General features: G+C 27.5%; 18 protein-coding genes, 2 tRNA genes and 1 riboswitch. Of the genes, 3 read left to right on the top strand and 17 right to left on the bottom strand.

All coding sequences use genetic code 11. The features are described 5' to 3' along the window. Both HCG70_RS06370 and HCG70_RS06365 read right to left on the bottom strand, forming a co-directional pair. A tRNA-Arg gene (locus HCG70_RS06370) sits at positions 1 to 77 on the bottom strand. 71 nt (positions 78 to 148) lie between these two features. Next, a tRNA-Gly gene (locus tag HCG70_RS06365) sits at positions 149 to 222 on the bottom strand. Between the two features lie 148 nt (positions 223 to 370). Here HCG70_RS06365 and HCG70_RS06360 point away from each other — a divergent pair. Then, entirely contained in the window at positions 371 to 1,288 is a 918-nt protein-coding gene (locus HCG70_RS06360) for an aldo/keto reductase family oxidoreductase (RefSeq protein ID WP_042402776.1), read from the top strand. A gap of 185 nt (positions 1,289 to 1,473) precedes the next feature. Continuing rightward, positions 1,474 to 2,646, top strand: a complete 1,173-nt coding sequence (locus HCG70_RS06355; RefSeq protein ID WP_221697568.1) for an MFS transporter — start codon at positions 1,474 to 1,476, stop codon at positions 2,644 to 2,646. 58 nt (positions 2,647 to 2,704) lie between these two features. Here HCG70_RS06355 and clpB read toward each other — a convergent pair whose 3' ends face one another. Continuing rightward, positions 2,705 to 5,305, bottom strand: a complete 2,601-nt coding sequence (clpB, locus tag HCG70_RS06350; protein WP_042402780.1) for an ATP-dependent chaperone ClpB — start codon at positions 5,303 to 5,305, stop codon at positions 2,705 to 2,707. A 225-nt stretch (positions 5,306 to 5,530) separates the two neighbouring features. Here clpB and HCG70_RS06345 point away from each other — a divergent pair, with 225 nt between their 5' ends. Then, entirely contained in the window at positions 5,531 to 7,597 is a 2,067-nt protein-coding gene (locus tag HCG70_RS06345) for a helix-turn-helix domain-containing protein (protein ID WP_055291215.1), read from the top strand. 344 nt (positions 7,598 to 7,941) lie between these two features. On the opposite strand, the gene HCG70_RS06340 is transcribed toward HCG70_RS06345, so the two are convergent. From HCG70_RS06340 to HCG70_RS06275, 14 genes are all read right to left on the bottom strand, one after another. Further along, the gene (locus HCG70_RS06340) at positions 7,942 to 9,204 is read right to left on the bottom strand and encodes a helix-turn-helix domain-containing protein (protein WP_055276843.1); all 1,263 of its coding nucleotides are present in this window, start codon (positions 9,202 to 9,204) and stop codon (positions 7,942 to 7,944) included. Positions 9,205 to 9,217: 13 nt separating this feature from the next. Continuing rightward, entirely contained in the window at positions 9,218 to 10,519 is a 1,302-nt protein-coding gene (locus tag HCG70_RS06335) for a helix-turn-helix domain-containing protein (protein ID WP_042400621.1), read from the bottom strand. Between the two features lie 172 nt (positions 10,520 to 10,691). Further along, on the bottom strand, positions 10,692 to 10,874 hold the full coding sequence (locus HCG70_RS06330; protein ID WP_154820551.1) for a YtxH domain-containing protein: 183 nt from the start codon (positions 10,872 to 10,874) through the stop codon (positions 10,692 to 10,694). Between the two features lie 117 nt (positions 10,875 to 10,991). After that, positions 10,992 to 11,615 carry a viroplasmin family protein gene (locus tag HCG70_RS06325; RefSeq protein ID WP_042400625.1) on the bottom strand — a complete coding sequence of 208 codons (624 nt, stop codon included), beginning with the start codon at positions 11,613 to 11,615 and terminating at the stop codon, positions 10,992 to 10,994. Between the two features lie 86 nt (positions 11,616 to 11,701). Further along, a complete protein-coding gene (locus tag HCG70_RS06320) occupies positions 11,702 to 12,661 on the bottom strand; it encodes a YkvA family protein (protein WP_042400627.1) in 960 nt (319 codons plus the stop codon). 277 nt (positions 12,662 to 12,938) lie between these two features. Then, the gene (locus HCG70_RS06315) at positions 12,939 to 13,775 is read right to left on the bottom strand and encodes a MetQ/NlpA family ABC transporter substrate-binding protein (RefSeq protein ID WP_042400630.1); all 837 of its coding nucleotides are present in this window, start codon (positions 13,773 to 13,775) and stop codon (positions 12,939 to 12,941) included. 36 nt (positions 13,776 to 13,811) lie between these two features. Next, positions 13,812 to 14,447 (bottom strand): methionine ABC transporter permease, encoded by a 636-nt coding sequence (locus HCG70_RS06310; RefSeq protein ID WP_042400736.1) that lies wholly within the window; start codon positions 14,445 to 14,447, stop codon positions 13,812 to 13,814. A 13-nt stretch (positions 14,448 to 14,460) separates the two neighbouring features. Beyond that, on the bottom strand, positions 14,461 to 15,423 hold the full coding sequence (locus tag HCG70_RS06305) for a methionine ABC transporter ATP-binding protein (RefSeq protein ID WP_055276837.1): 963 nt from the start codon (positions 15,421 to 15,423) through the stop codon (positions 14,461 to 14,463). Positions 15,424 to 15,522: 99 nt separating this feature from the next. Next, positions 15,523 to 15,730, bottom strand: a riboswitch (SAM riboswitch). Positions 15,731 to 15,832: 102 nt separating this feature from the next. Then, positions 15,833 to 16,120, bottom strand: a complete 288-nt coding sequence (locus HCG70_RS06300) for a DUF503 domain-containing protein (RefSeq protein WP_042400637.1) — start codon at positions 16,118 to 16,120, stop codon at positions 15,833 to 15,835. 359 nt (positions 16,121 to 16,479) lie between these two features. Beyond that, complete coding sequence (locus tag HCG70_RS06295; RefSeq protein WP_042400642.1) at positions 16,480 to 16,788, bottom strand: hypothetical protein; 309 nt, start codon at positions 16,786 to 16,788, stop codon at positions 16,480 to 16,482. A 61-nt stretch (positions 16,789 to 16,849) separates the two neighbouring features. Beyond that, a complete protein-coding gene (locus HCG70_RS06290) occupies positions 16,850 to 17,725 on the bottom strand; it encodes a hypothetical protein (RefSeq protein WP_042400645.1) in 876 nt (291 codons plus the stop codon). A 64-nt stretch (positions 17,726 to 17,789) separates the two neighbouring features. Continuing rightward, positions 17,790 to 18,305: a hypothetical protein gene (locus tag HCG70_RS06285; protein WP_042400648.1), complete on the bottom strand. Its 516-nt coding sequence runs from the start codon at positions 18,303 to 18,305 to the stop codon at positions 17,790 to 17,792. 95 nt (positions 18,306 to 18,400) lie between these two features. Further along, positions 18,401 to 19,600 carry a putative lipid II flippase FtsW gene (gene ftsW / locus HCG70_RS06280; protein ID WP_221697567.1) on the bottom strand — a complete coding sequence of 400 codons (1,200 nt, stop codon included), beginning with the start codon at positions 19,598 to 19,600 and terminating at the stop codon, positions 18,401 to 18,403. Between the two features lie 24 nt (positions 19,601 to 19,624). Next, positions 19,625 to 21,838: a stage V sporulation protein D gene (locus tag HCG70_RS06275; RefSeq protein ID WP_221697566.1), complete on the bottom strand. Its 2,214-nt coding sequence runs from the start codon at positions 21,836 to 21,838 to the stop codon at positions 19,625 to 19,627. Between the last annotated feature and the right edge of the window lie 171 nt (positions 21,839 to 22,009).

Raw genomic sequence — 22,009 nt, 5'->3', positions numbered from 1 at the left:
TGGTGCGTGTTAAGAGATTCGAACTCCTGGCCCACGCCTTAGAAGGGCGTTGCTCTATCCAGCTGAGCTAAACACGCAAAATGAAAATCTAAATCTTTGATTTAGCTATTTGAATTTTTCAGCATAGCTGATTTTTATTCAAATATAATGGAGCGGGTAGTGGGAATCGAACCCACCTTTCCAGCTTGGAAGGCTGGAGTATTACCGATATACGATACCCGCGCATCGACTACGCTGTTTAGTATATTATGTTTGTCGACGTTTGTCAACATTATTTTTAAAAATTTTTTAATATCTTTTTTAATAGACTAGTAATTATTGAAAATGGTATAATGTAAATGATTAACTAATAGATTGAGAGGATTATACTATGAAAGAAATAATTATGGCAAATGGTAATTTAAAAGCATCTGAAATTGGATTAGGGTGTATGAGAATTGCAAACTTAGAAAAAAACACTGTAAATAATTTAATTAATACAGCTTTAGATTGTGGAATTAACTTTTTTGATCATGCTGATATTTATGGTAAAGGAAAATCTGAAGAAATATTTAGTGAAGCTATATCTTTAACCCCTTCATTAAGAGAAAAGATGATTATACAATCAAAGTGTTCAATTAGACCTGGTATGTACGACTTTTCTAAAGAATATATTATCAATTCTGTAGATGGAATTTTAAAAAGACTAAATACTGAATATTTAGATATATTATTACTACACAGACCTGATACTTTGATGGAACCTGAAGAAGTAAATGAAGCCTTTGAAAAACTATATAAAGAAGGTAAAGTTAGAAATTTTGGTGTTAGTAACCATAATTCAATGCAAATAGAGTTATTAAATAAATATTTAACTAATAAAATTACTATAAATCAACTTCAATTTAGTATTATGCATACTGGAATTATTGATTCTGGATTAAATGTTAATATGAAGAATTCAGCTTCAATTGATAGAGATGGATCTATTTTAGAATATTGCCGTCTAAAAGATATAAATATTCAAGCTTGGTCACCTTATCAATACGGATTCTTTGAAGGAGTTTTTATAGATAATCCAAAATTCCCTGTTCTTAATAAAAAGCTTAATGAATTAGCTGAAAAATACAATGTTAGTTCAACAGCAATCGCTACTGCATGGATTCTTAGACATCCAGCCAAAATACAAACTATTGTTGGAACAACTAGCGAAAATAGATTAAAGGATATATGTACTGCTTCAAATGTGGTTTTATCTAGACAGGAATGGTATGATATTTATCTTGCAGCTGGCAATGAATTACCTTAACCTTTAAATTATTTTTTCCATTTTACAATATTTTTTATTACAAGTGTACATCTTTTTTTAGATTTTACACTTGTTTTTTTATGGTTTTTTATTATATTAAAAACATTTGATTTTCTTAATTTTAAATATATACTATAAGAATATGAAAAATTTTATCATTTAAATCAATAACTTAAGGAGGAATAATGAAAACAAAAAATAAATCATTAATTTTTATTATAGTTTTAACTATATTTAGTTCACTTACATTTAACATGGCTCATCCAGTTACCCCTATGTTCATAAATAAACTTGGATTACCAACATTTATGTTTGGATTATTCTTTGCAACAATGTCTATAGGAAATTTTATTGGTTCACCATTTTGGGGTTCTTTATCTGATAAAAAAGGAAGAATTAAATTCTTAATATTAGGTGCACTAGGCTATGGTATTAGTCAGCTTGGATTTGGTTTTAATACAAATCCTTTTATAATACTTATATTTAGATTTACAGGTGGATTTTTTGTAGTTAGTTATTTAACTACTTCTATGGCTTATTTAACTGATGTAACAACAAAAGAAAATAGAGTAAAATATATTACATACTATTCCGCTGCCAATACAATAGGCTCAGCCATGGGTTCATTATTAGGTGGTGTAATTGGTAATAACAACTTTAAATATACTTTTTTTACACAATTTATACTTTGTGTAATTTTAGGCATTTTAGTTTTCTTGCTTTTAGAGGAACCACTTAAAGAAAAAATAAGTATTTCTAATTCTTTAAAACATGAAAAAGTAAATTATAGTCAATTTCTAAATAAGAATTTAATTATCATGCTCATAATTATAATAGCATTTTACTTTGCATCAACTAGCTATAATTCAAGCATTAATTATTATATAGAAGATGTTCTAAAATTATCCCCAACATTTATAGGTGGATTTATGGCATTTACAGGAGTATTAGGCTTTATTATAAACTTAATATTTACTCCATTACTTGCAAAATTTTTCAAAGAAATAAATATATTTAAAGTTATTACTTTTTGCATTAGTATATCTTTAGCACTTATGGTTATATCAAATAATGTTATTTTATTCTTAACTTGTGCAGTTATATTTACATCCTTTGCTAGCATTCATATTCCTTTACAACAAAGTATAATAACTAGACTTTCTAAAGGTAATTACGGTTCACTCATGGGAATTTTCAACTCCTCAAAAGCTGTAGGACAAGTAACTGGTTCTTTACTTGCAGGATTTATATTTGATTTAGGAAACAAATTACCTTTCCTTATTTCATCAATAATAATTTTAATTTCATTTATTATTTTACTTCCTTTATGTTCTAGAACTATTACAGAAAAGAATTAATTTGAATAATTAACAAAGGCTATGCCATTTTTATTATGACATAGCCTTTTAATTTATATTATTCAGATTTAATTATTATCTCATCATCAACCCCATCAATAGTAACATGTGAACCATAATTAATTTCTCCAGCAATGATTAATCTTGCAAGCTTATTTTCTAAAGTATTTTGAATATATCTCTTAAGTGGTCTTGCTCCATATACTGGATCATAACCTTCAACTGCTAATATATGCTTAGCAGCCGGTGTAATATCTAATGATATATTTCTATCTTTTAACCTGTTGGCAACTTCATTAACAAAGATATCAATAATCTTAGTAATTCCATTTTCAGATAATGGCTTAAACATAATAATATCATCAACTCTGTTTAAGAATTCTGGTTTGAATCTCATTTTCATTTCATTCATTACTTGATCTCTGATTTGTGGTTCAATACCATCCTCATCTTTATTTTCAAGTAAGTAACTGCTTCCTATATTAGAAGTCATAATTATTATTGTATTTTTAAAATCTACAGTCTTACCTTTGTTATCTGTAAGTCTACCATCATCAAGTATTTGTAAGAACATATTAAATACATCTTCATGTGCTTTTTCTATTTCATCAAATAATATTACACTATAAGGTTTTCTTCTAACAGCTTCTGTTAATTGACCACCTTCTTCATATCCAACATATCCTGGAGGCGCTCCAACTAATCTAGATACAGAATGCTTCTCCATATATTCAGACATATCAATTCTTATAATATTTTCTTCTGAATCAAATAGGTTTCTTGCTAAAGTTTTTGCAAGTTCTGTTTTACCAACTCCTGTAGGACCTAAGAAAATAAATGAACCTATTGGTCTATTAATATCTTTAAGACCTGCCCTTGCTCTTAAAATTGATGAAGTAACAGATTTAATAGCTTCTTCTTGCCCTATTACTCTCTTTTCCATTTCAGATTCAAGCCTTAATAATTTTTCTCTTTCTCCTTCAAGTAAATTAGATACTGGAATTCCAGTCCATTTAGATAAAACTTGTGAAACTTCTTCTTCAGTAACCTCTTCTTTTAATAAAGCACCTTCATAGTTTTCTTTTACTTCTACTTCCATTTGATTAATAGCTGCTTCAAGACTTGGAATTTCACCATATTGAATTTCTGCAGCTTTGTTGTAATCATATTGTCTTTGAGCTGCTTCTAAATTACCTCTTGCTTCATCAAGCTTACCTTTTAATTCTTTTAATTTTAGAATAGCACCTTTTTCTCTATCAAACTTAGCTGTCATTTCATCATTTTTAGCCTTTAACTCTGAATATTCCTTTTCTAGTGCTTCTAATTTCTTTTTAGAACCCTCATCTTTTTCTCTTGTTAAAGCTTCTTTCTCAATTTCTAACTGTACTATTCTTCTTCTTATAGCATCAAGTTCTGCTGGTAATGAATCTATTTCAGTTCTTATCATAGCCCCAGCTTCATCAATAAGATCGATTGCCTTATCTGGTAAATATCTATCTTGAATATATCTATCTGAAAGTTTAGCAGCTGCAACTATTGCAGAATCATGAATTCTAATTCCATGATGAATCTCAAATCTTTCCTTTAATCCTCTTAAAATTGAAATTGCATCTTCAACTGATGGTTCATCAACAATAACAGGTTGGAATCTTCTTTCAAGTGCTTTATCTTTTTCAATATATTGTCTATATTCATCAAAAGTTGTAGCACCAATACAATGCAATTCTCCTCTTGCAAGTAAAGGCTTAATTAAATTACCTGCATCCATTGCGCCATCTGTTTTACCTGCTCCAACAATAGTATGAATTTCATCTATAAATAATATAATCTTTCCTTCACTATTTTGGACTTCCTTTAATACAGCCTTTAATCTTTCTTCAAATTCTCCTCTATATTTAGCTCCTGCTATAAGTGAACCCATATCTAATGAGAAAATAATTTTATCTTTTAAACCTTCCGGTACATCTCCTCTTACTATTCTTTCAGCTAATCCTTCTACTATAGCAGTTTTACCTACTCCTGGTTCACCAATTAAAACTGGATTATTTTTAGTTCTTCTTGAAAGAATTCTAATAGTTCTTCTTATTTCTTCATCTCTTCCTATTACAGGATCTAATTTATGCTTTTTAGCAAGCTCTACTAAATTTGTACCATACTTTGCAAGCGCATCATAAGTTCCTTCTGGATCTTGAGTATCAACTTTTTGACTTCCTCTAACTTCCGATAAAACCTTCATGAAATTATCTTTATTTATATTATATTTATTTAAAATTTGTTTAGCAGGTCCGCTTTTATCAACATCCATTATTGCTAATATTAAATGTTCTACACTAATATAAGAATCTCCAAACTTTTTAGCTAACTCATCTGCTTTTACAAGTACTTCATCAACTTGTCTTGTTATATAAACTCCAGAGCTATTTGCTCCTTCTCCCATAACTTTTGGCATTTTATCTAAAGCATTTTTTATATCAACCCTCATCATCTTCACATTAATTCCCATTTTAGTGAAAATATTAGGTATTAATCCGTCATCAGCCTCTACTAATGCAGCAAATAAATGAATTACATCAATTTGTTGATGACTATATTTTACTGCTATTAAATTTGCATCATTTAGTGCTTGTTGTACTCTTAATGTCATTCTTTCAACATTCATTTATAATCACCTCTTATTAGTATTCTTAACTTTAATTTTATTTTAATACAAAAGTCAAAGAAAGTCAAAGTAAATTTGATTATTTTTTTTAATAATTTTTTCTATACTAATTATAACTTATTTTCCTCTAATTATACCTTATTACTATTTCTTTTTTTGTTTTTATTGGAACTTATTGTTATAATAATTACAGAATTAATTTATAAGAAATTTGAGGTGGAACTTTTGAGAAGAGAATATATAAACTATCCTTTTGATTTACCAATAAAAATCTCCTACTTAAATATAAAGAACTATCCAACTCACTGGCATAATTCTATTGAGATTATATATGTTTTGAAGGGTTCATTACATATAAAAATAGATACTGACTCTTTTGTGCTTAACGAAAAGGAAGTGGAAATTATAAATTCAGATGAGTCACATGAAATAAAAAGCGATGATGATAATAAAGTTTTAATTTTTAATATAGATCCGTACTTTTTTGGTAAATATTATAAAGATATAAATAATGTATTTTTTTATACAAATTCTAATGCTAATGAAAATCAAAATGGCGAGGAATACGATGAATTAAAAACACTTCTTTCAGAAACGCTTTGTGAATATGTACAAAAACTTGAAGATTACGATGAGGAAATAGAAGAACTACTAATAAAATTACTTTATCATCTTATTAATAATTTTCATTATCTAACACATGAAAAAGAGGAGCTTAAAGAAAAGACAGAACAATTAGATAGGTATCATAGAATATCTAAATATATATTTAATAACTACAACAATAATATAACCTTACAAGAAATTGCAAAGAAAGAATTTTTAAGTCCACATTATCTTTCTCATGAAATCAAATATGCAACCGGTTATAGCTTTACAGATTTAATTAACTTAACAAGAATAGAAGAATCTATCAAGTTATTATTAGATAGTGATATGAGTATATCAGAAATTTCAGATGAAATAGGATTTTCTCATGTTCGTTATTACAATAAAAATTTTAAATCTTATTATGGGTGTACTCCTCTTCAATATAGAAAGAAAAATGCAACTACTGAAAAGCAATACGAAGCATCTAAACAATATACGGAACTTTCATTAGCCGACGCTTTAGATTCATTATCATATTGTTTAGATAATTATAGCAGATTTAACTTTGAAAATAAGTTGTGGAATATTCACGTAGACATGGATAAAGTTATTAAACCTTTAGAAAAAAACTTTAAAGAGTGTATCAACTTAGGCGAATCATTTGACTTACTTATAGAAGATAATAAAGATATATTAGAAGAAATTCAAGAAGAAATTCATTTTGAATATGGAAGACTTGAAAAAATGTTCCATAGTGATATGGGAGTATTTTTAGACTCAGATTTTTATAACTGGAATAAAGCTAAAGGTGTTTTAGACTTTTTATCAACAATTTCTCTTAAGCCTTTAATTTTACTAGATAACCTTGAATACTCTTTAGAAAAATATAAAAATATACTAAGTAGTTTTATTGATTATTTTAACGAATTAGATATAGTGGATATAAATGAATTTAAATTTCAATTTGATTCCCGCTTATCATCTTCTATAAAAGAAAATCTAAGAGAGTTTATAACTATTAACTATGAACTAGATGTAGCTACTACTGATTTTTCTTCTAGTTCACACTTAAACTCTATATATGATACTGCCTATATGTTACCTTATATTATTCACAATATGCTTTTCAAAGGTAATTCACTAAGTTTTTTAAAGGCATTTGATGTTTTAGAAAAGGAAATCAATATTACTAACGAGGTATTTATTGGTGCTCCTGGGATAGTAAATGATATGGGAATTAGAAAACCCTCTTACTATGCTTATTATCTTTTCAGTAAACTTGGCAATGATATAATTTCTTTAGATGATGGCTATATAGTAACTAAAGCTGACAACTATTATGCAATTTTATTATATTCTCACAATGATGATGTTAACACTTTAGCAAGTTATGAAAATATTTACCAAAAAAGTGGAGTAAAAAAATCATTTGAGAGAAAATATTCACTTAATATAGTTAATATTAAAAGCTCTTCAAGGATAATAACTTATGAAGTTAATGAAACAACAGGCTCTTCTTATAATTACTGGCTTTCTATGGGCTCTCCTGATAGACTTAGTAAGGAAGAAAAAGAAATACTTCATAAAGCTTCCTATCCTAAAATAGAATTTAAATATTCAAAGAAAAGTTCAGTTTTAAATGTTATAACCGAACTAAAAGGATATGGTGCTAAACTAATTGTACTTAAAAATACTAAATAATGTACTAAAAACACCTTTTTTAGGTGTTTTTATGCTTTTAAAGAAAATTTCCTTTTCTTCATTTAACACTTATTGTACAAAATCTAAAGCATTACCGTGAATACAATATTTATTTTTTTGCTATATACTAATAATATAAAGTTTAAAGCAAAGGGGCGTTTTTTTTATGAGGGGACTATTTTTTAATCCATCTTTATTAAATAACACTAAAACAAAGTGGTCATTTTGGATATGGATGTCAAACCTTTTACATCATGACAACTAAATAATTATTATGAGCTCTATAAGTTTAATATATAAATATAAAAATAAGAGGGAGAAAAATATTTTTCTCCCTCTTATTTTTATAACTTTTTCTCTAACTGTATTGCTAAAGTGAAATATTTTATTGAGTCTTTTAACTCATTTAAATTATAATATAACTCAGCCATTTCATTATATCTTATATATCTTTCCTCATTATTAGCAAATCTTAATAAAAAATCTGTTGCTAAATTCATGTACATTTCAGCTTGAATATATTCATGTCTTTTCTGATGCACCATGCCTTTAAAATAATATGCTTTTTCTATTAACTTTTCATCATCTATATTAATAGCTAAATCTAGTGCTTCATCAGTATATTTAAATGCTTCATCAAATTGCCTATTTTTATATAAAGTTGATATAGCTTGTATTAAGAACTCTCCACATCCACGTTTTTCAGCTCTAGGATATATTTTAACAGCCTCTCTTATTTCCTCCATAGCTTTATCTACTTGATAAACCTTAAAATAAATTTCACCATTTTTTTCTTTAAATCTTGCCAATTCAATAGAATCATTCTTTTTATATTGAAGCGCCATATTTAAATATTTTTCCGCTTCAACCTTATATAATAATATATTAACAATAGCAAATTCGTGATAATAATCACCTTTATCTTTATCTGTTTTAAATTTCTCAGTATAATTAATTACTTTCTTTAAGCAATCGTATGATTTTTCTATTAAATTGATATTTTTATAACAAATCCCTTCATAAAAACACGCATAAATATACTTATCATTATAACTTAATTCCTCTTTTTCAAAAACATCCCTTATTCTTGAGTAATAACTTATTGCTTCATGATACTCACCTGTTTTCATAAAGAATCTTGCCATATCATTATAATAAATAATAATCTCTTCATTATCTTTAGAGCCTTGATACAGCTCATAATATTTTGATATTATTAGCTGTATTTTCTCTAACTTATTATTTTGTATATATACTTCAAATAAAATATGTATTAGCTCTAATGCTAAATCATTGTAATTATGCTTACATGAATATTCTAAATTATAGCCAATCATTTTATCTAATTTTTCTAAAGAATAATTATTTGTTTTAATATTTTCTATATTTGATTTAATTTGCTCATATACATCTTGGGTTAAATAATTATAATCAATCTGTAACTTTTCAGCAATATACTTAAGTGACTCTTCATCCGCTTTAATTTTACCATTTTCAATGCAACTCATTTTAGAAATAGAAATTCTATCCCTACACAACTCCTTAAGAGTAATGCCCTTATAAACTCTTGCTCTTTTTATTTTTTCTCCTGTTGATAATATCTCCATAGCTACCCCCAGTTTAGTTATTTAGTATGCCTAAATTTCTAAATATTTTAACACCTTCATCTAGGTATTTAGCTGCTTCATAGTCTTTCTTAATCCCTATGTAGTATCTGCCTAAAAGTATAGCTAACTCCGCTGCCCTTTTCTCTAAGCCATTTACTTTAGCTAAATTAAATGTTTCTAATAATACAAGTTCTGCTTCATCTGCCATTTCTTTAATAGTATATACTCTATACCATAATAAATTTTGTTCTATTATCTGTTCAACATCAGTTCCATCTATTAACGTTTTTATTTCTTCTAATACTTCTTCACATTTATCAATTTCTTTGATTTTTATATATCCTTCACAAATATTTATCAATGTTTCTATTACATTAGTATCGTTATTTCTCATACGTATTTCTTTTGCAACATTATAATGTCTAAATGCTTCTTCTATATTATCAAATTCAAAAAATAACTTTCCTAGATTATTTTCAATTGCTGAAATATTTTTTTCTTCTTCTAATTCTCTATATACTTCTAATGTCTTCTTAGAGTATTTTATTGCATTTACTAAGTCACCTTTTTTATTATATTCTTGAGATAATAATAATAATGCTTTTCCATATTCTTCGCGATGTTGAACTTGTTCAAATTTTTGCTTAGCTAAAAACGTATAATCTATCGCCTTTTTTATGTCATCTATTTTAAAATAACTTTCAGCCATTTCATAATAAATTTCACCTAATAAAGAATCATTTCCAATATTATTATCTAAATATACCTTTTCAGCTTGTTTTAAATAACTTGTTGCCGAATGATATGCTTTTAAACTTAAAGTTATCTTCCCCAAATTTAAAAAAGTATTTATTACCTGTTCAAAATTATTTCTCTTAATAAATATTACATTTGCTGATAAATATAATTGTTGTGCTAATACCAATTCATTCTTTGCTTTACATATGTTCGCTCTTAAAAATAAATTTTTTGCTTTCCTATACTCTAAATCGTACTTTTCAGCATAATACAATGCATTTTCTATGTATTTTTCAGCACTTATATAGTCCTGATTTAAAATATATGTCTCTGCCATTTGTTCATAATATACACATATCTTCTCTGCCTGAGTTTCTTCTGACTCCATCAAATATTCTACTGATGTCTGTAACGCATTTGCTAAATACTCTAATAAATCCATTGAAGGATTTGATCTTCCTGACTCAACTAAACTAATTTGTCCTGGTGTAATTCTGTCTCCTGCTAAGTCCTTAAGTGTCATTTCTAATTCTTTTCTTCGCCTTTTTATCTTTTCACCTAAAGTAAGTATCTCCATAGCTTTTTTCTTCCTTTATCTACATTTATATTAATTACACATTCATTAATAATTATATTATAACATAAAGAAATCCAAAAAAATATATTTTTTGACTTTTAATTTCAATTATATTTAAAATAACTCAAAAAAACTGTTATAGAATTCTATAACAGTTTTAACCTTTTTTTTATTAGTAAATATAATCTAAAATATTATCGTATGCATCTCCTGCAGCACCCATAATTTTTCTACTTGTCTTTTTTATGTTTCTTTGAGTCTTTCTATCTAGCTCTGGTAAAATCATCATTCCCATTGCTACTCCAAAAACAGTTCCTATTGCTAAACTTTTAATTATTTTTCCCAAAAAAAACACCTCTCTTTTTAATTTCTAAAAGTAGTATGTGTATTTTTATTATAAAATAATCATTTTTTAAAGTATTATAGTCCTTAATTTCGTCAAATAAGTACATATTCCTTAACAATGTAGAAATTATATTATCCCTAAAGCTTCTTTAGCTAATTTATCTGCTAAATCATTATATTTATGTCCACTATGACCCTTTATTTTTTTAAATTTCACATTTATTTCTTTCATCTTATTTTGCATATATTCATTGTATTCTGAAGTTATTCTATTATTTCTTTTCCAAGTTCCTAAAGCCCAGGATTCAACACCTTGATAATCATATGCTATTGTTACTTCTTTAAAATTATTTTTAAGTGCGAATTCAACAGCCATTTTTGCTCCAAGAACTTCTCCTGATACATTTCTTAAAGCAATTGCTTCTTTGTCGAAACCCTCACCTTTATCTTCATAAATAATTTTGCCATCCTGTACAGCAACTAACCCATAAGAGAAATTTCCCTTATCAACAGCAAAACTACCATCAACATAAATAAATAGCCCCTTTTCATCTTCTGTAGCTTCAGCATCATCTTTAAATCCTAACTTCCCATTAGAATTTATAGAAATAAAATTCACCGCTTCTTGTTCCGTTGGAAAACTTTTATATATTGCTCCCTTAAAGCCTATTACTTCTTTTTTACATTCATCCCATGAAGTAAAAATTTTAGGTGCTCCTGACTTACCTCTGTAAACAGCATAATACTTCAAGTTCAATCATCCTTTCTTATTTATTCATATTATATTTTCTATAATTATCAATTTTTATATTTTAATTTAAAAATTAAATATTTTATTTATACTGATAAAACCTCTTCCATAACCCTATAAATACTATCAATATTTTTTGCTCCTGTAAAATTAGTTGCATAATCAATAACGTTTTTCAACACTATTAATATATCATTTTTACCTTGCCAATTTTCTAATACTACATTTAATGGAACATCTGTCATTATAACATTTAATGCAAAAACGCCTATTGCAATATCATCTATTTTCCCTATAAAAGGCACCTTATCTGGAATAATGTCACATGGCACTGCAATGTATGCTACAGCTGCTGATATAACTAACTTTGTTTTCATGCTTACTCTTTTATCTTTAAGTAATCTATATATTAACGCTGCAATATCTGGTAATACAAAGATATAGTCACTATATTTCTTTGCATTATTTGGCAACTTATCTTTTATCTTCTCTCTTCCTTTAGTATACGAATCTTCTGTTTTACTTATATCTTCTTCATTAAACTCTGGTACTTTTTCCTTTTCAAAGTTTAACAATTCGATTTCTTTCTTTAATTCTCCTCCTAAAGAGAATTTAGCATTTCTAAGTTCAACATTAAAAACTCCATAAGCACAATAAATACTATATATATCAAAATCTACATATGGTATATCTTTCAATAAATATTTATATTGAATAATAACCTTTCCTTTATCATAATTAATTCCTACATCACTTAGCGATTTTAATGCAAATTTTAATATTGTCTTTCTTATAAATGAAGGTATTCCTATATTTAATATTTTAAATCCAGTTAACTCCCCATTAATCAATCCATTTTCCATAGAATTCAGCTTAACTTTCACTTCAAAGTTTATTGTTAATCCTTTCGTAAAAGATCCTGAAATTCTTATGTCCTCTTTTACATCAATATTACTAATTTTAATTTCTTTAATCGCTACAAAATCATTATATATACTTATTAAATCTTCTCCTGTTAATCCTACATTTATACTTGAAACATTCATAGCTTGTCTCCCTTCTAACTAAACCTTTTAAACTTGTGCTATTATCTACATAATATTTTTCTATATTTATACATAATATACAGTATACTTTATTTGTTGGTATTTTTAAAGCATGTCTTCATATTCTTGCTATTTGAAATACCATTTAAACATTTATAAAAAACTATAAAAGGGACTTACAAAATTAATTGTAAATCCCTCTTCTCTATTTAAGCCCCTTATAATAACTAATTCCCCAAGTAATTATTATATTTTTTTATTTATTGCTTTTATATGATTAAAATACTGGAACAACTGCCCCCTTATATTTTTCTTCTATGAATTCTCTAACTTCATCAGAAGTTAAAGCTTCTGTTAAATCTTTTATCTTTTGACTATTTTCATTACCTTCTTTAACTGCTAAAACATTTCTTCTTTCTTTTAAGCTTTCAACATTCTTATCTTCGGCATAAAATGCATCATTATTAACATCAAGACCAGCTTCTAAAGCATAGTTACCATTAATTACAGCTATATCAACATCTTCTAATACTCTTGGTAAAGTTGCTGCTTCTAACTCTTTAAACTCTAAATTTTTAGGATTTGAAGTAATATCTGCTGTAGTAATTAATTCACCATCATTAACCTCAATTAATCCTGCTGCAGCTAAAACTCTTAATGCTCTTGCTTCATTTGATGGATCATCTGGTACTGCTACCACTGCTCCTTCCTCAACTTCATCTACTGTCTTATATTTCTTTGAGAAAGCACCCATTGGTTCTAAATGAATTTCCGCTGTATAAGTTAAATGAGTTCCATTATCTGCATTAAATGAATTTAAGTAAGCTATATGTTGGAAATAGTTTGCATCTATTTCTCCTGATTCCAATGCTGTATTTGGTAATACATAATCAGTAAATTCAACTATTTCTACTGTATATCCTTTTGCTTCTAAAAGTGGTTTTGCAACTTCCATAATTTCTTCATGTGGAACTGGTGAAACCCCTACCTTAATTACTTTATCATCCCCATTTGAAGAACTATCATTAGATGATCCTTCGCTATTTCCACACCCAATTAATCCAATTGATACTATTCCTGCTATTATTGCTGTTAAAATACTTCTTTTTTTCATTTTGAATTCCCCCTAAATTTATTATAAATATACTAATTAACTTAATTTTTTATATAAATAGTTTCCTAAACTTTGAAGTCCTTGAACCATTATTATTAAAATAATAACTGTAACAATCATTACATCTGTTTGATATCTTTGATATCCATAACTTATTGCTACCTTTCCTAATCCTCCTGCTCCAACACTACCTGCCATTGCAGAATATCCTATTATATTAATTATAGTTAATGTTAAACCTGAAATTATTGCTGGCACTGCTTCTTTAAGCATTACCTTAAAAATTATTTGAAGATTTGAAGCTCCAAATGATTTAGCTGCCTCAATTACTCCTGGATCAACTTCTTTAAGCGCTGATTCTATTATTCTTGCAACAAATGGCGCTGCCGCTATTGTTAACGGTACTATTGCTGCCGTTTCACCAATTGGTGTACCAACAATAGCTCTTGTTAATGGAATAATAAAAACTATTAAGATTATAAATGGAAAACTTCTAAGTACATTTATTATTACATCTAAAGACTTGTATATAAAAATATTGGGTCTTAATCCAGTTGGAGATGTAACAGTTACTATTATCCCTAGTATAAAGCCTAAAACACTTGCAAATAATGTTGAGAAAAATACCATATAAATAGTTTGTCCAAGTGCTTCAATTATAATATTTATCATTTTACTATCCATTTTATAACACCTCCAATATAATATCTTTAGCTGATAGATATTTCATTACTTCTTCCCTATCCTTTTCATTTATGTTTATAGTTAAAGTTCCTAAAACTTTATCTCTAAATTTCTCTAGCTTTCCTCCTACAATAGAAAAATCAATATTAAGTTCTCTTGCCATTTTTGTTATAAGTGCATTTTCTGATGAATCACTTGGGAAGAACAATTTAATATTAACTCCTTCTCTTGGTAAAGTATCATCATCTAACTCTCCTAAAAATTTCTTCAATGATACTTCTGGCCTTAGGAATACTTCTTCAGCTTTTCCCTCTGCAACAAGTACTCCTCCTTGAAGTAACGCAACTTTTTGGCATATTTGCTTAACAACTTCCATTTGGTGTGTAACTACTACTATAGTAATTCCTAATTTTTTATTTATATCTTCTAATAATGAAAGTATATCCTTTGTTGTTTTTGGATCTAATGCTGAAGTAGCTTCATCGCATAAAAGAATTTTTGGCTCTAACGCTAAAGCTCTTGCTATTGCAACCCTTTGCTTTTGTCCACCACTTAATTCCGCCGGCTTGCTTTTAGCCTTTTCAGAAAGTCCTACTATCTCAAGAAGTTCATTTACTCTTTTATTTATAAATGCTTTATCATATCCCCATACTTCTAATGGTAATGCCACATTTTGAAACACATTTTTTCTACTTAAAAGATTAAAGCCTTGGAATATCATTCCTAACTCTTTTCTTAATTCTCTTTTACCCTTTTCACTTAAAAGTTTTACCTCTTTGTCCATAACTTTAATTGAACCTTCGTTATAATCCTCTAAGGCATTTATACATCTTAAAAGAGTTGATTTTCCTGCTCCACTATGTCCTATAAGCCCATAAATTTCACCTTGATTTATATTTAAAGAAATATCTTTTAATACCTCTGTTTTTCCAAAACTTTTCTTCACATTTTGCATTTTAATCATAGTTGTCCACCTCCATATTACTAAACATCTAATTTTAGATAATAAAAAATGCGCTAGAGAATAAACTCAAGCGCGTATAAAAATCACTACTAATTTACTCTCTCATCACTCAGTTATAAAACTGCAGGAATTAGCACCAACGTCAATAGTTTTTAGTTTATAATTAATAGTTATTTATGAAATTTTACTAAATTTCTAAAAAATAAAAACATTTTTGTTTTTATTTCAACTATTAACTGTTAAGTTTTAACTATTAACAGGTTGCCGGGTTTCACAGGGCCAGTCCCTCCACCACTCTGGATAAGATTCAAATATTTAATTGTTTTGCTTTGTTGATATTAATATACATTAGTTTGTCTATTTTGTCAATAATTCCTTTAGAAATTTTTTCATAGATTCATGGAATAAATTAGAACTCTGTAATATCACCTTCTATTTTAATTAATTCAGCATCAGTATTGTCCTCCACGAAATCAAGTATTTTTTCTTGTAATGCGCTCAACACATCCTTTGAAGTTGCTACTGCACAAATACCGATTCCTATTTGTTGATGAATATCTTGATATTGTACTTCTGATACAGAAACATTAAATTTATTAGATAACCTCTTAGTCAAACTTAAAACTACCATTCTTTTTTCTTTTAATGAATGAACCCATTCAGCTCTTAATTCTAACTTCATTAATAATATCTTCATATTCCAATCCTCCAATTTAAACTTAATTACACAACTACTAATTACAAAACTAAAATTATAAAATAAATATTTAACTTTAAGCTAAGAATTAAAGTATACACAATAATATATTAACCACTTATCAACCATATATTATTATAGTATACCAAAAAGGCAATGAATTCTCCTATTATCCATTGCCTTTTAATAAAATTTTACTATTATTTTATCTTATAATACTAATTTATTTTTTAATTAATTCTATTGAATTTCCTTTAACGTTATCCTTCATTATTCATCCAATTTCTAATTCTAACTTATCCATACTTGTATCATTTAATTTGAAGTATGATTTTACATAAAAATCCAACAATTCAATTTTATATACCACCTAAGCTTTCAATTAAATTTATAAATTCACCTTCATCTTTTTTATCTAGAAATATATCTATCAAAGTCTTAGTAGGCATTTTAATATATCCCTTTTTTCCATTAATAAAAATATCTGTTAGTTTTTCTCTAAAAGCATTTTCATCATAATTTAACTCATTTATTAATTCATTTATTTCACATTCAGCTAATGCCTCTATCAGTTTTTCTCTTATTGCTTCATTAAAACTTTCTACAAGTTCTCTTTCCTCTTCACTTAATTCTGATGTATCATTATTTAATAAGCTAAAAATGTTCATACTCTCTTCACTCCATTATTTTATTTAATTATATTTTAATTCCCCATTAAGTAAGCAATTTTTATCTTATGTCTAAATTCATCTCTTTTACATAAATTGCTCTTTTAGATATGGCTCCATGCACTACCGTTATTTTTTGTCCACTACTAATATATGGATAATCTCTAACATAAAGAATATACTCTCTTTTCTTTTCGTAATCAGTTATATAAATTGCATAATAAATTCTAGAGCTTTTGCTTTCAGATTTTTCAACTATATCTGTACATATACCACAAATAGATGTTTGTACAGGAATTATTAATTCCAATATAAAAGCTATAGGTCTAATTATAAGAAGTAAAAATATTATTCCATCAACAGATCTATTTGAAAATATAGAAGCAACTATAATTATACTAATGATATCAAAAAGTTTAATTGCTGATAATCTTTCTGAAAACTTTACTTTTTCATAAGGATTAATCCATATTTTCCATCTCCACCATACGCTACTTTCTTGTTTTTTTAATACATGTTCACATTCTCCCTTTACATATCTAAGCCTTTCAGCATACATATTTCTTGTTGTTAAATATATAGCTAATAAATATACCTCTATATTAAATGCTGCCATCATTACTATTTTATCCCTAACAGCGATAAGAACGATTATCAAATAGATAATATTTAAATAATTCATATAACTTAATTTTTTATTTATAAAATCAGATACTTCTTCAGTAGCTTCTACCTTAATATTAGTCAAAATTAAAAATCCTACAAATAATAATAAAAATGTTCCTATATTAATGAAGTCAGTTTCATTAATTACGTTTAACCAATTATAATTTAACCCAGCTTTTTTTAAATAAAAAATTACTACAGCAAATAAATTTAAAAATATTAAAACTATTGGTACTAATCTTACCTCTCTCAAATTTCTATATCCTGACATACTCATCCCCCGTTACTCTAACTAACTTAATCATCTTCAACACAATATTTTCCATTATGTACATTTAATAATTTTTAACCTTAGATAAAGTAACCCAAGCTAAACTACTATCAAAATCTGAATATATAAATTCAGCTTTTATACCATTTATATTATCATAATAAATATATTCTTTTAACTGCTGTTCCCTATCTTTCCACTTTTCTTTATAATTATATCCAAGTATCTCTGACACTTCATATATATAGCTTAAATTTCTTTTATTATTTATAGATATAACTATCCTCTTCTCATCAAATCTTCCAAATAAATACTTAACTTTATTATCTTCTGAATCAATTATAAGTTCTTCAAATTTACACATATAGTCACCAGAATATCTATTACTTTCTGTATATTTTTTCAAATTAATATTTTGTATAGAACTTCCTATATTTAAATTATCAATAAAAACATTGTTTAATTCTGTACTTTTAAAACTTGTATTATCACTACAACCAGTAATAATTATTCCATAAATAATACTACTTAAAACTATTATTATAGTATTTCTAATTAAATCACCTGATTTGCTACCCATTATTTTCCCCCCATTAAAACCATCAAAATATATCTTCTACTATATTAACCATATTTTTTTAAATAAAAGAGGCTACACTTGCAGCCTCTAAATTATTAAACATTCATTTTACTCTTAATTATTTTTTCTTGAATTTCATCTTTATGACTTTTTGTTTGTCTTGATATATTAAGTAATACTCCTACTGCAGCTAAGTTAAATACAAGTGATGTACCACCATAACTTACAAAAGGTAAAGGCACCCCTGTAACTGGCATACTTCCTGTAACAACTGCTATATTAATTATTACCTGTACTGCTATTACTGAAATAATACCTGCTGCCAATAGCTTTCCATACTTGTCTTTAGCCTTCATAGCAACATCAATACCTGCAATAATCAATACAGCAAAAATTGCCATAATTATAATACATCCAACTAACCCCAACTCTTCTGCTATTATTGCAAATATAAAGTCATTATGTGGTTCTGGCATATATAATGCCTTTTGTTTAGAATTGCCAAGTCCAACTCCAAACAATCCACCTGATCCTATTGCATAAAGTGAATGAACTAATTGATACCCTTCATCATTAGCATATTTCCATGGGTTTGTAAAACTCATAAATCTTTCTCTTCTATAATCAGAACTAAAAATTCCCATGGCACCTAAAACTCCACCAGCTCCCATTAATGCAATTGTTTCTTTTCCATTCATTCCTGATACAAAAACCATAATAAATGCTACAAACATTATTATAGCTGCAATACTTAAATTATTCTCCATAAAAACTAATATAGAAAATACACCTGCGGCTCCTAAGTATATTAATGGAACTATCCAATTCTTTTTTACCTGTCCATACTTTTCAATCATCATTGCTAAGAAAAATACAATTATATATTTTGCAAGCTCCGATGGTTGGAAAGATATACCTGCTATATTAAGCCAACGTGTTGCACCATTAATATTTTCTCCAAACAATAATACTGCAACTAATGCCACAATCGTTATCCCATATCCGAGTACAGTGAACTTTTTCCACACATGATAATCAACCAACATCATTACTATCATTGCAACAATCCCAATAGGAGCCCATGTCAATTCTTTACCTAAGAAATAAAAAACATCTTTATGTTTATATAAGGCATCATAATAACTTGCTGAAAAAACCATAATTATTCCAATAGCAACTAAAGCCATAACAGAGCAAAGTATATATAAATTCACAGCTTTATATCTTCGCTTACGTTTTACACGTCTTTTTTTCTTCACATTTCCCTTTTTTATATTTTTTCCATTACTTTTCATATTACCTTCCTCAGAATATACTTATTAATATTCAAATTCTTTCTTAAGCGTTATAGTAACTTTTGTTCCTTTAACTACTTTATTACCTGCTGTAACACTTTGTGAATAAACATTTCCTTCTCCCTCAAATTCATAAACCAACCCTAAATTATTTAAGATAGAAGTTGCGAATTCTTCTGTATTTCCTTTTAAATCTGGCATTATTACTTGTTTTTCAACTTGACCACTATCTTTTGCTGTTATTGTAATAGTAGTTCCTTCTTTAACTGTAGCTCCTGGATAAGTATCCATAGAAACTATAGTCTTTCCATTTCCTTTTACTTCAGCTTCTAAATTATTTGCTTTTAATATTTCTTTTGCTTCTTCTATAGATTTTCCTCTTACATCAGGAATAATTACATTCTTATAAATTGAAAATCTTTCTTTAGCAAGTGGCGAATCCATATACTTAAATACTTCTTCAAATAATTCTTTCATTAATGGTGCTGCAACTTCACCACCATAATAAGCTCCATTACTTGGTTCATCTACTGCAATAAATACCGTTATTTGTGGATTTTCTACTGGAGCCAATGCTATCATTGATGAAATATACTTATCCTTTGAATAAGTTCCCGTTTCAGGGTCAACCTTTTGAGCTGTACCAGTTTTTCCACCAACATTATATCCTTGAACAAAAGATCCATCTGGACCATCTTTAGTTACAGTTCTTTCCAAATAACTTCTTAATAAAGCTGTACTTTCATCTGATAATACATCTGTCTTTATAGCTGCCTTTATTTCCTCATCTATAATTCTATTTCCACTTTCATCTTCATGTGAAATTTCTTTAACTATATGAGGTTGTATTAAATCACCACCATTTGCAATTGCATTAAATGCCGTCATAAGTTGTAATGATGTCACTGTATTAGTTTGTCCAAACGAAATTGTTGCTAAATCAATAGCTGATACAGTATCACTTGATTTAACTATACCAGATGCTTCCCCTGGCAAATCTATTCCTGTTGTTTTTCCAAATCCTAATTTATAAATATATTTATTTAATTTTTCTATTCCAAGTCTTTGTCCAATTTCCATCATACCAACATTACATGAGTTTTTTAATACTTCAGCTAAAGTTTGAGTTCCATGACCTTCACGCTTCCAACAATGAACAGTTGTATTTCCAAACTTAACTGATCCATTACAAACAAATATATCATCATCACTTACTAAACCTTCTTCTAATGCTGCTACCATTGTAACTGTCTTAAAAGTAGATCCTGGTTCAAAAGTATCACTTACCAGCCAATTTCTCCACATATTTTGAATTTGATCATTTTCAGTTTCACCCTCAAAAGATTCATATCCTTCATAAGGCGTATTAGGATCATAGTCAGGTTTATTTACCATCGCAAGAATTTCTCCATTATTAGGATCCATTATTAAAACATGAACTCCCTTTGCATTATGCTCTTCTAAACCTTTTTGTGCTATTTTTTCAGCAACATATTGTAAGTTTTCATCTATAGTTAATATAATATCATTTCCATCTACAGGAGGTGTAAATTTATATGTTTCAAATGGTAATCTATTTCCCCAACTATCATAGGCTCCGATTTTCATTCCTGAAATACCAGCTAAATATTCATCATATTGTAATTCTATTCCCGTTAATCCAACCCCTTCAGAATTAATTCCACCTAAAGCTGTTGATAAGAAATTTCCATTTGGATAATATCTTTTAACATCTCTTGACACAATTAATCCATATATACCTAAATCATCTGCACTATCTGCAACATCCTTTGTTATTCCTCTTGCAAGTCTTGCGTATGTTGCATCACTGCCATCACTATTTTTTTTATTTAATGCTTCCAAAATTTCATCATAACTTACTTCTGTTACCACAGAGGCTATTTGAGTTGCAATTTCCTCTTTAGTTACATCTTTATTTTTTATATGAGTTCTAATGGCATCCAAATCAAAATCAAGTCTATAAACATTAGCAGAAGATACTAATACTGATTCATTTCTATCTAAAATATCACCTCTAGTTGCAGTCACGCTGATTTCTCTTTGCCACTCTGAATTTGCCTTAGCTTCTAACGCTCTACCACTTACTAACATTAACCATCCTAATCTAATAACTAAAAAACCTAACAAGCAAAATACAATAGAATAAACTAAATTCAATCTCTGCTTATAGCCTAATGATTTTTTATCTTTTTTCTTCTTTTTCTTTTTGTTTACCATTCCTCTATCTCCCATCATAGATTTAACATATATTCCATTTATGTTACATAACTATTATTCTACTACATTTTGCTTTATATCAAAAGATACTAATATTAATATTCTATTTTTTCCGCGAAAATTTTATATAAAATTCATAATAAAAACCTCTGTAAACACTTTTACAGAGGT

It is taken from the genome of Clostridium sp. K04 (genome assembly GCF_019734375.1).
Taxonomy (GTDB): domain Bacteria; phylum Bacillota; class Clostridia; order Clostridiales; family Clostridiaceae; genus Clostridium; species Clostridium saudiense.
Note: the sequence above shows the minus strand (reverse complement) of the source record. Positions and strands in the feature narration are given on the sequence as shown.

What these genes read in the sequence shown, in the direction of transcription:
- HCG70_RS06290 (WP_042400645.1), bottom strand. Translation starts at nt 17,725, where the DNA reads ATGTCAGGATATAGAAATTTGAGAGAGGTAAGATTAGTACCAATAGTT.
- HCG70_RS06320 (WP_042400627.1), bottom strand. Translation starts at nt 12,661, where the DNA reads ATGAATGTTTCAAGTATAAATGTAGGATTAACAGGAGAAGATTTAATA.
- HCG70_RS06295 (WP_042400642.1), bottom strand. Translation starts at nt 16,788, where the DNA reads ATGAACATTTTTAGCTTATTAAATAATGATACATCAGAATTAAGTGAA.
- HCG70_RS06300 (WP_042400637.1), bottom strand. Translation starts at nt 16,120, where the DNA reads ATGAAGATATTATTAATGAAGTTAGAATTAAGAGCTGAATGGGTTCAT.
- ftsW (WP_221697567.1), bottom strand. Translation starts at nt 19,600, where the DNA reads ATGAAAAGTAATGGAAAAAATATAAAAAAGGGAAATGTGAAGAAAAAA.
- HCG70_RS06310 (WP_042400736.1), bottom strand. Translation starts at nt 14,447, where the DNA reads ATGATAAATATTATAATTGAAGCACTTGGACAAACTATTTATATGGTA.
- HCG70_RS06305 (WP_055276837.1), bottom strand. Translation starts at nt 15,423, where the DNA reads ATGATTAAAATGCAAAATGTGAAGAAAAGTTTTGGAAAAACAGAGGTA.
- HCG70_RS06275 (WP_221697566.1), bottom strand. Translation starts at nt 21,838, where the DNA reads ATGGTAAACAAAAAGAAAAAGAAGAAAAAAGATAAAAAATCATTAGGC.
- clpB (WP_042402780.1), bottom strand. Translation starts at nt 5,305, where the DNA reads ATGAATGTTGAAAGAATGACATTAAGAGTACAACAAGCACTAAATGAT.
- HCG70_RS06340 (WP_055276843.1), bottom strand. Translation starts at nt 9,204, where the DNA reads ATGGAGATATTATCAACAGGAGAAAAAATAAAAAGAGCAAGAGTTTAT.
- HCG70_RS06315 (WP_042400630.1), bottom strand. Translation starts at nt 13,775, where the DNA reads ATGAAAAAAAGAAGTATTTTAACAGCAATAATAGCAGGAATAGTATCA.
- HCG70_RS06335 (WP_042400621.1), bottom strand. Translation starts at nt 10,519, where the DNA reads ATGGAGATACTTACTTTAGGTGAAAAGATAAAAAGGCGAAGAAAAGAA.
- HCG70_RS06285 (WP_042400648.1), bottom strand. Translation starts at nt 18,305, where the DNA reads ATGGGTAGCAAATCAGGTGATTTAATTAGAAATACTATAATAATAGTT.
- HCG70_RS06355 (WP_221697568.1), top strand. Translation starts at nt 1,474, where the DNA reads ATGAAAACAAAAAATAAATCATTAATTTTTATTATAGTTTTAACTATA.
- HCG70_RS06360 (WP_042402776.1), top strand. Translation starts at nt 371, where the DNA reads ATGAAAGAAATAATTATGGCAAATGGTAATTTAAAAGCATCTGAAATT.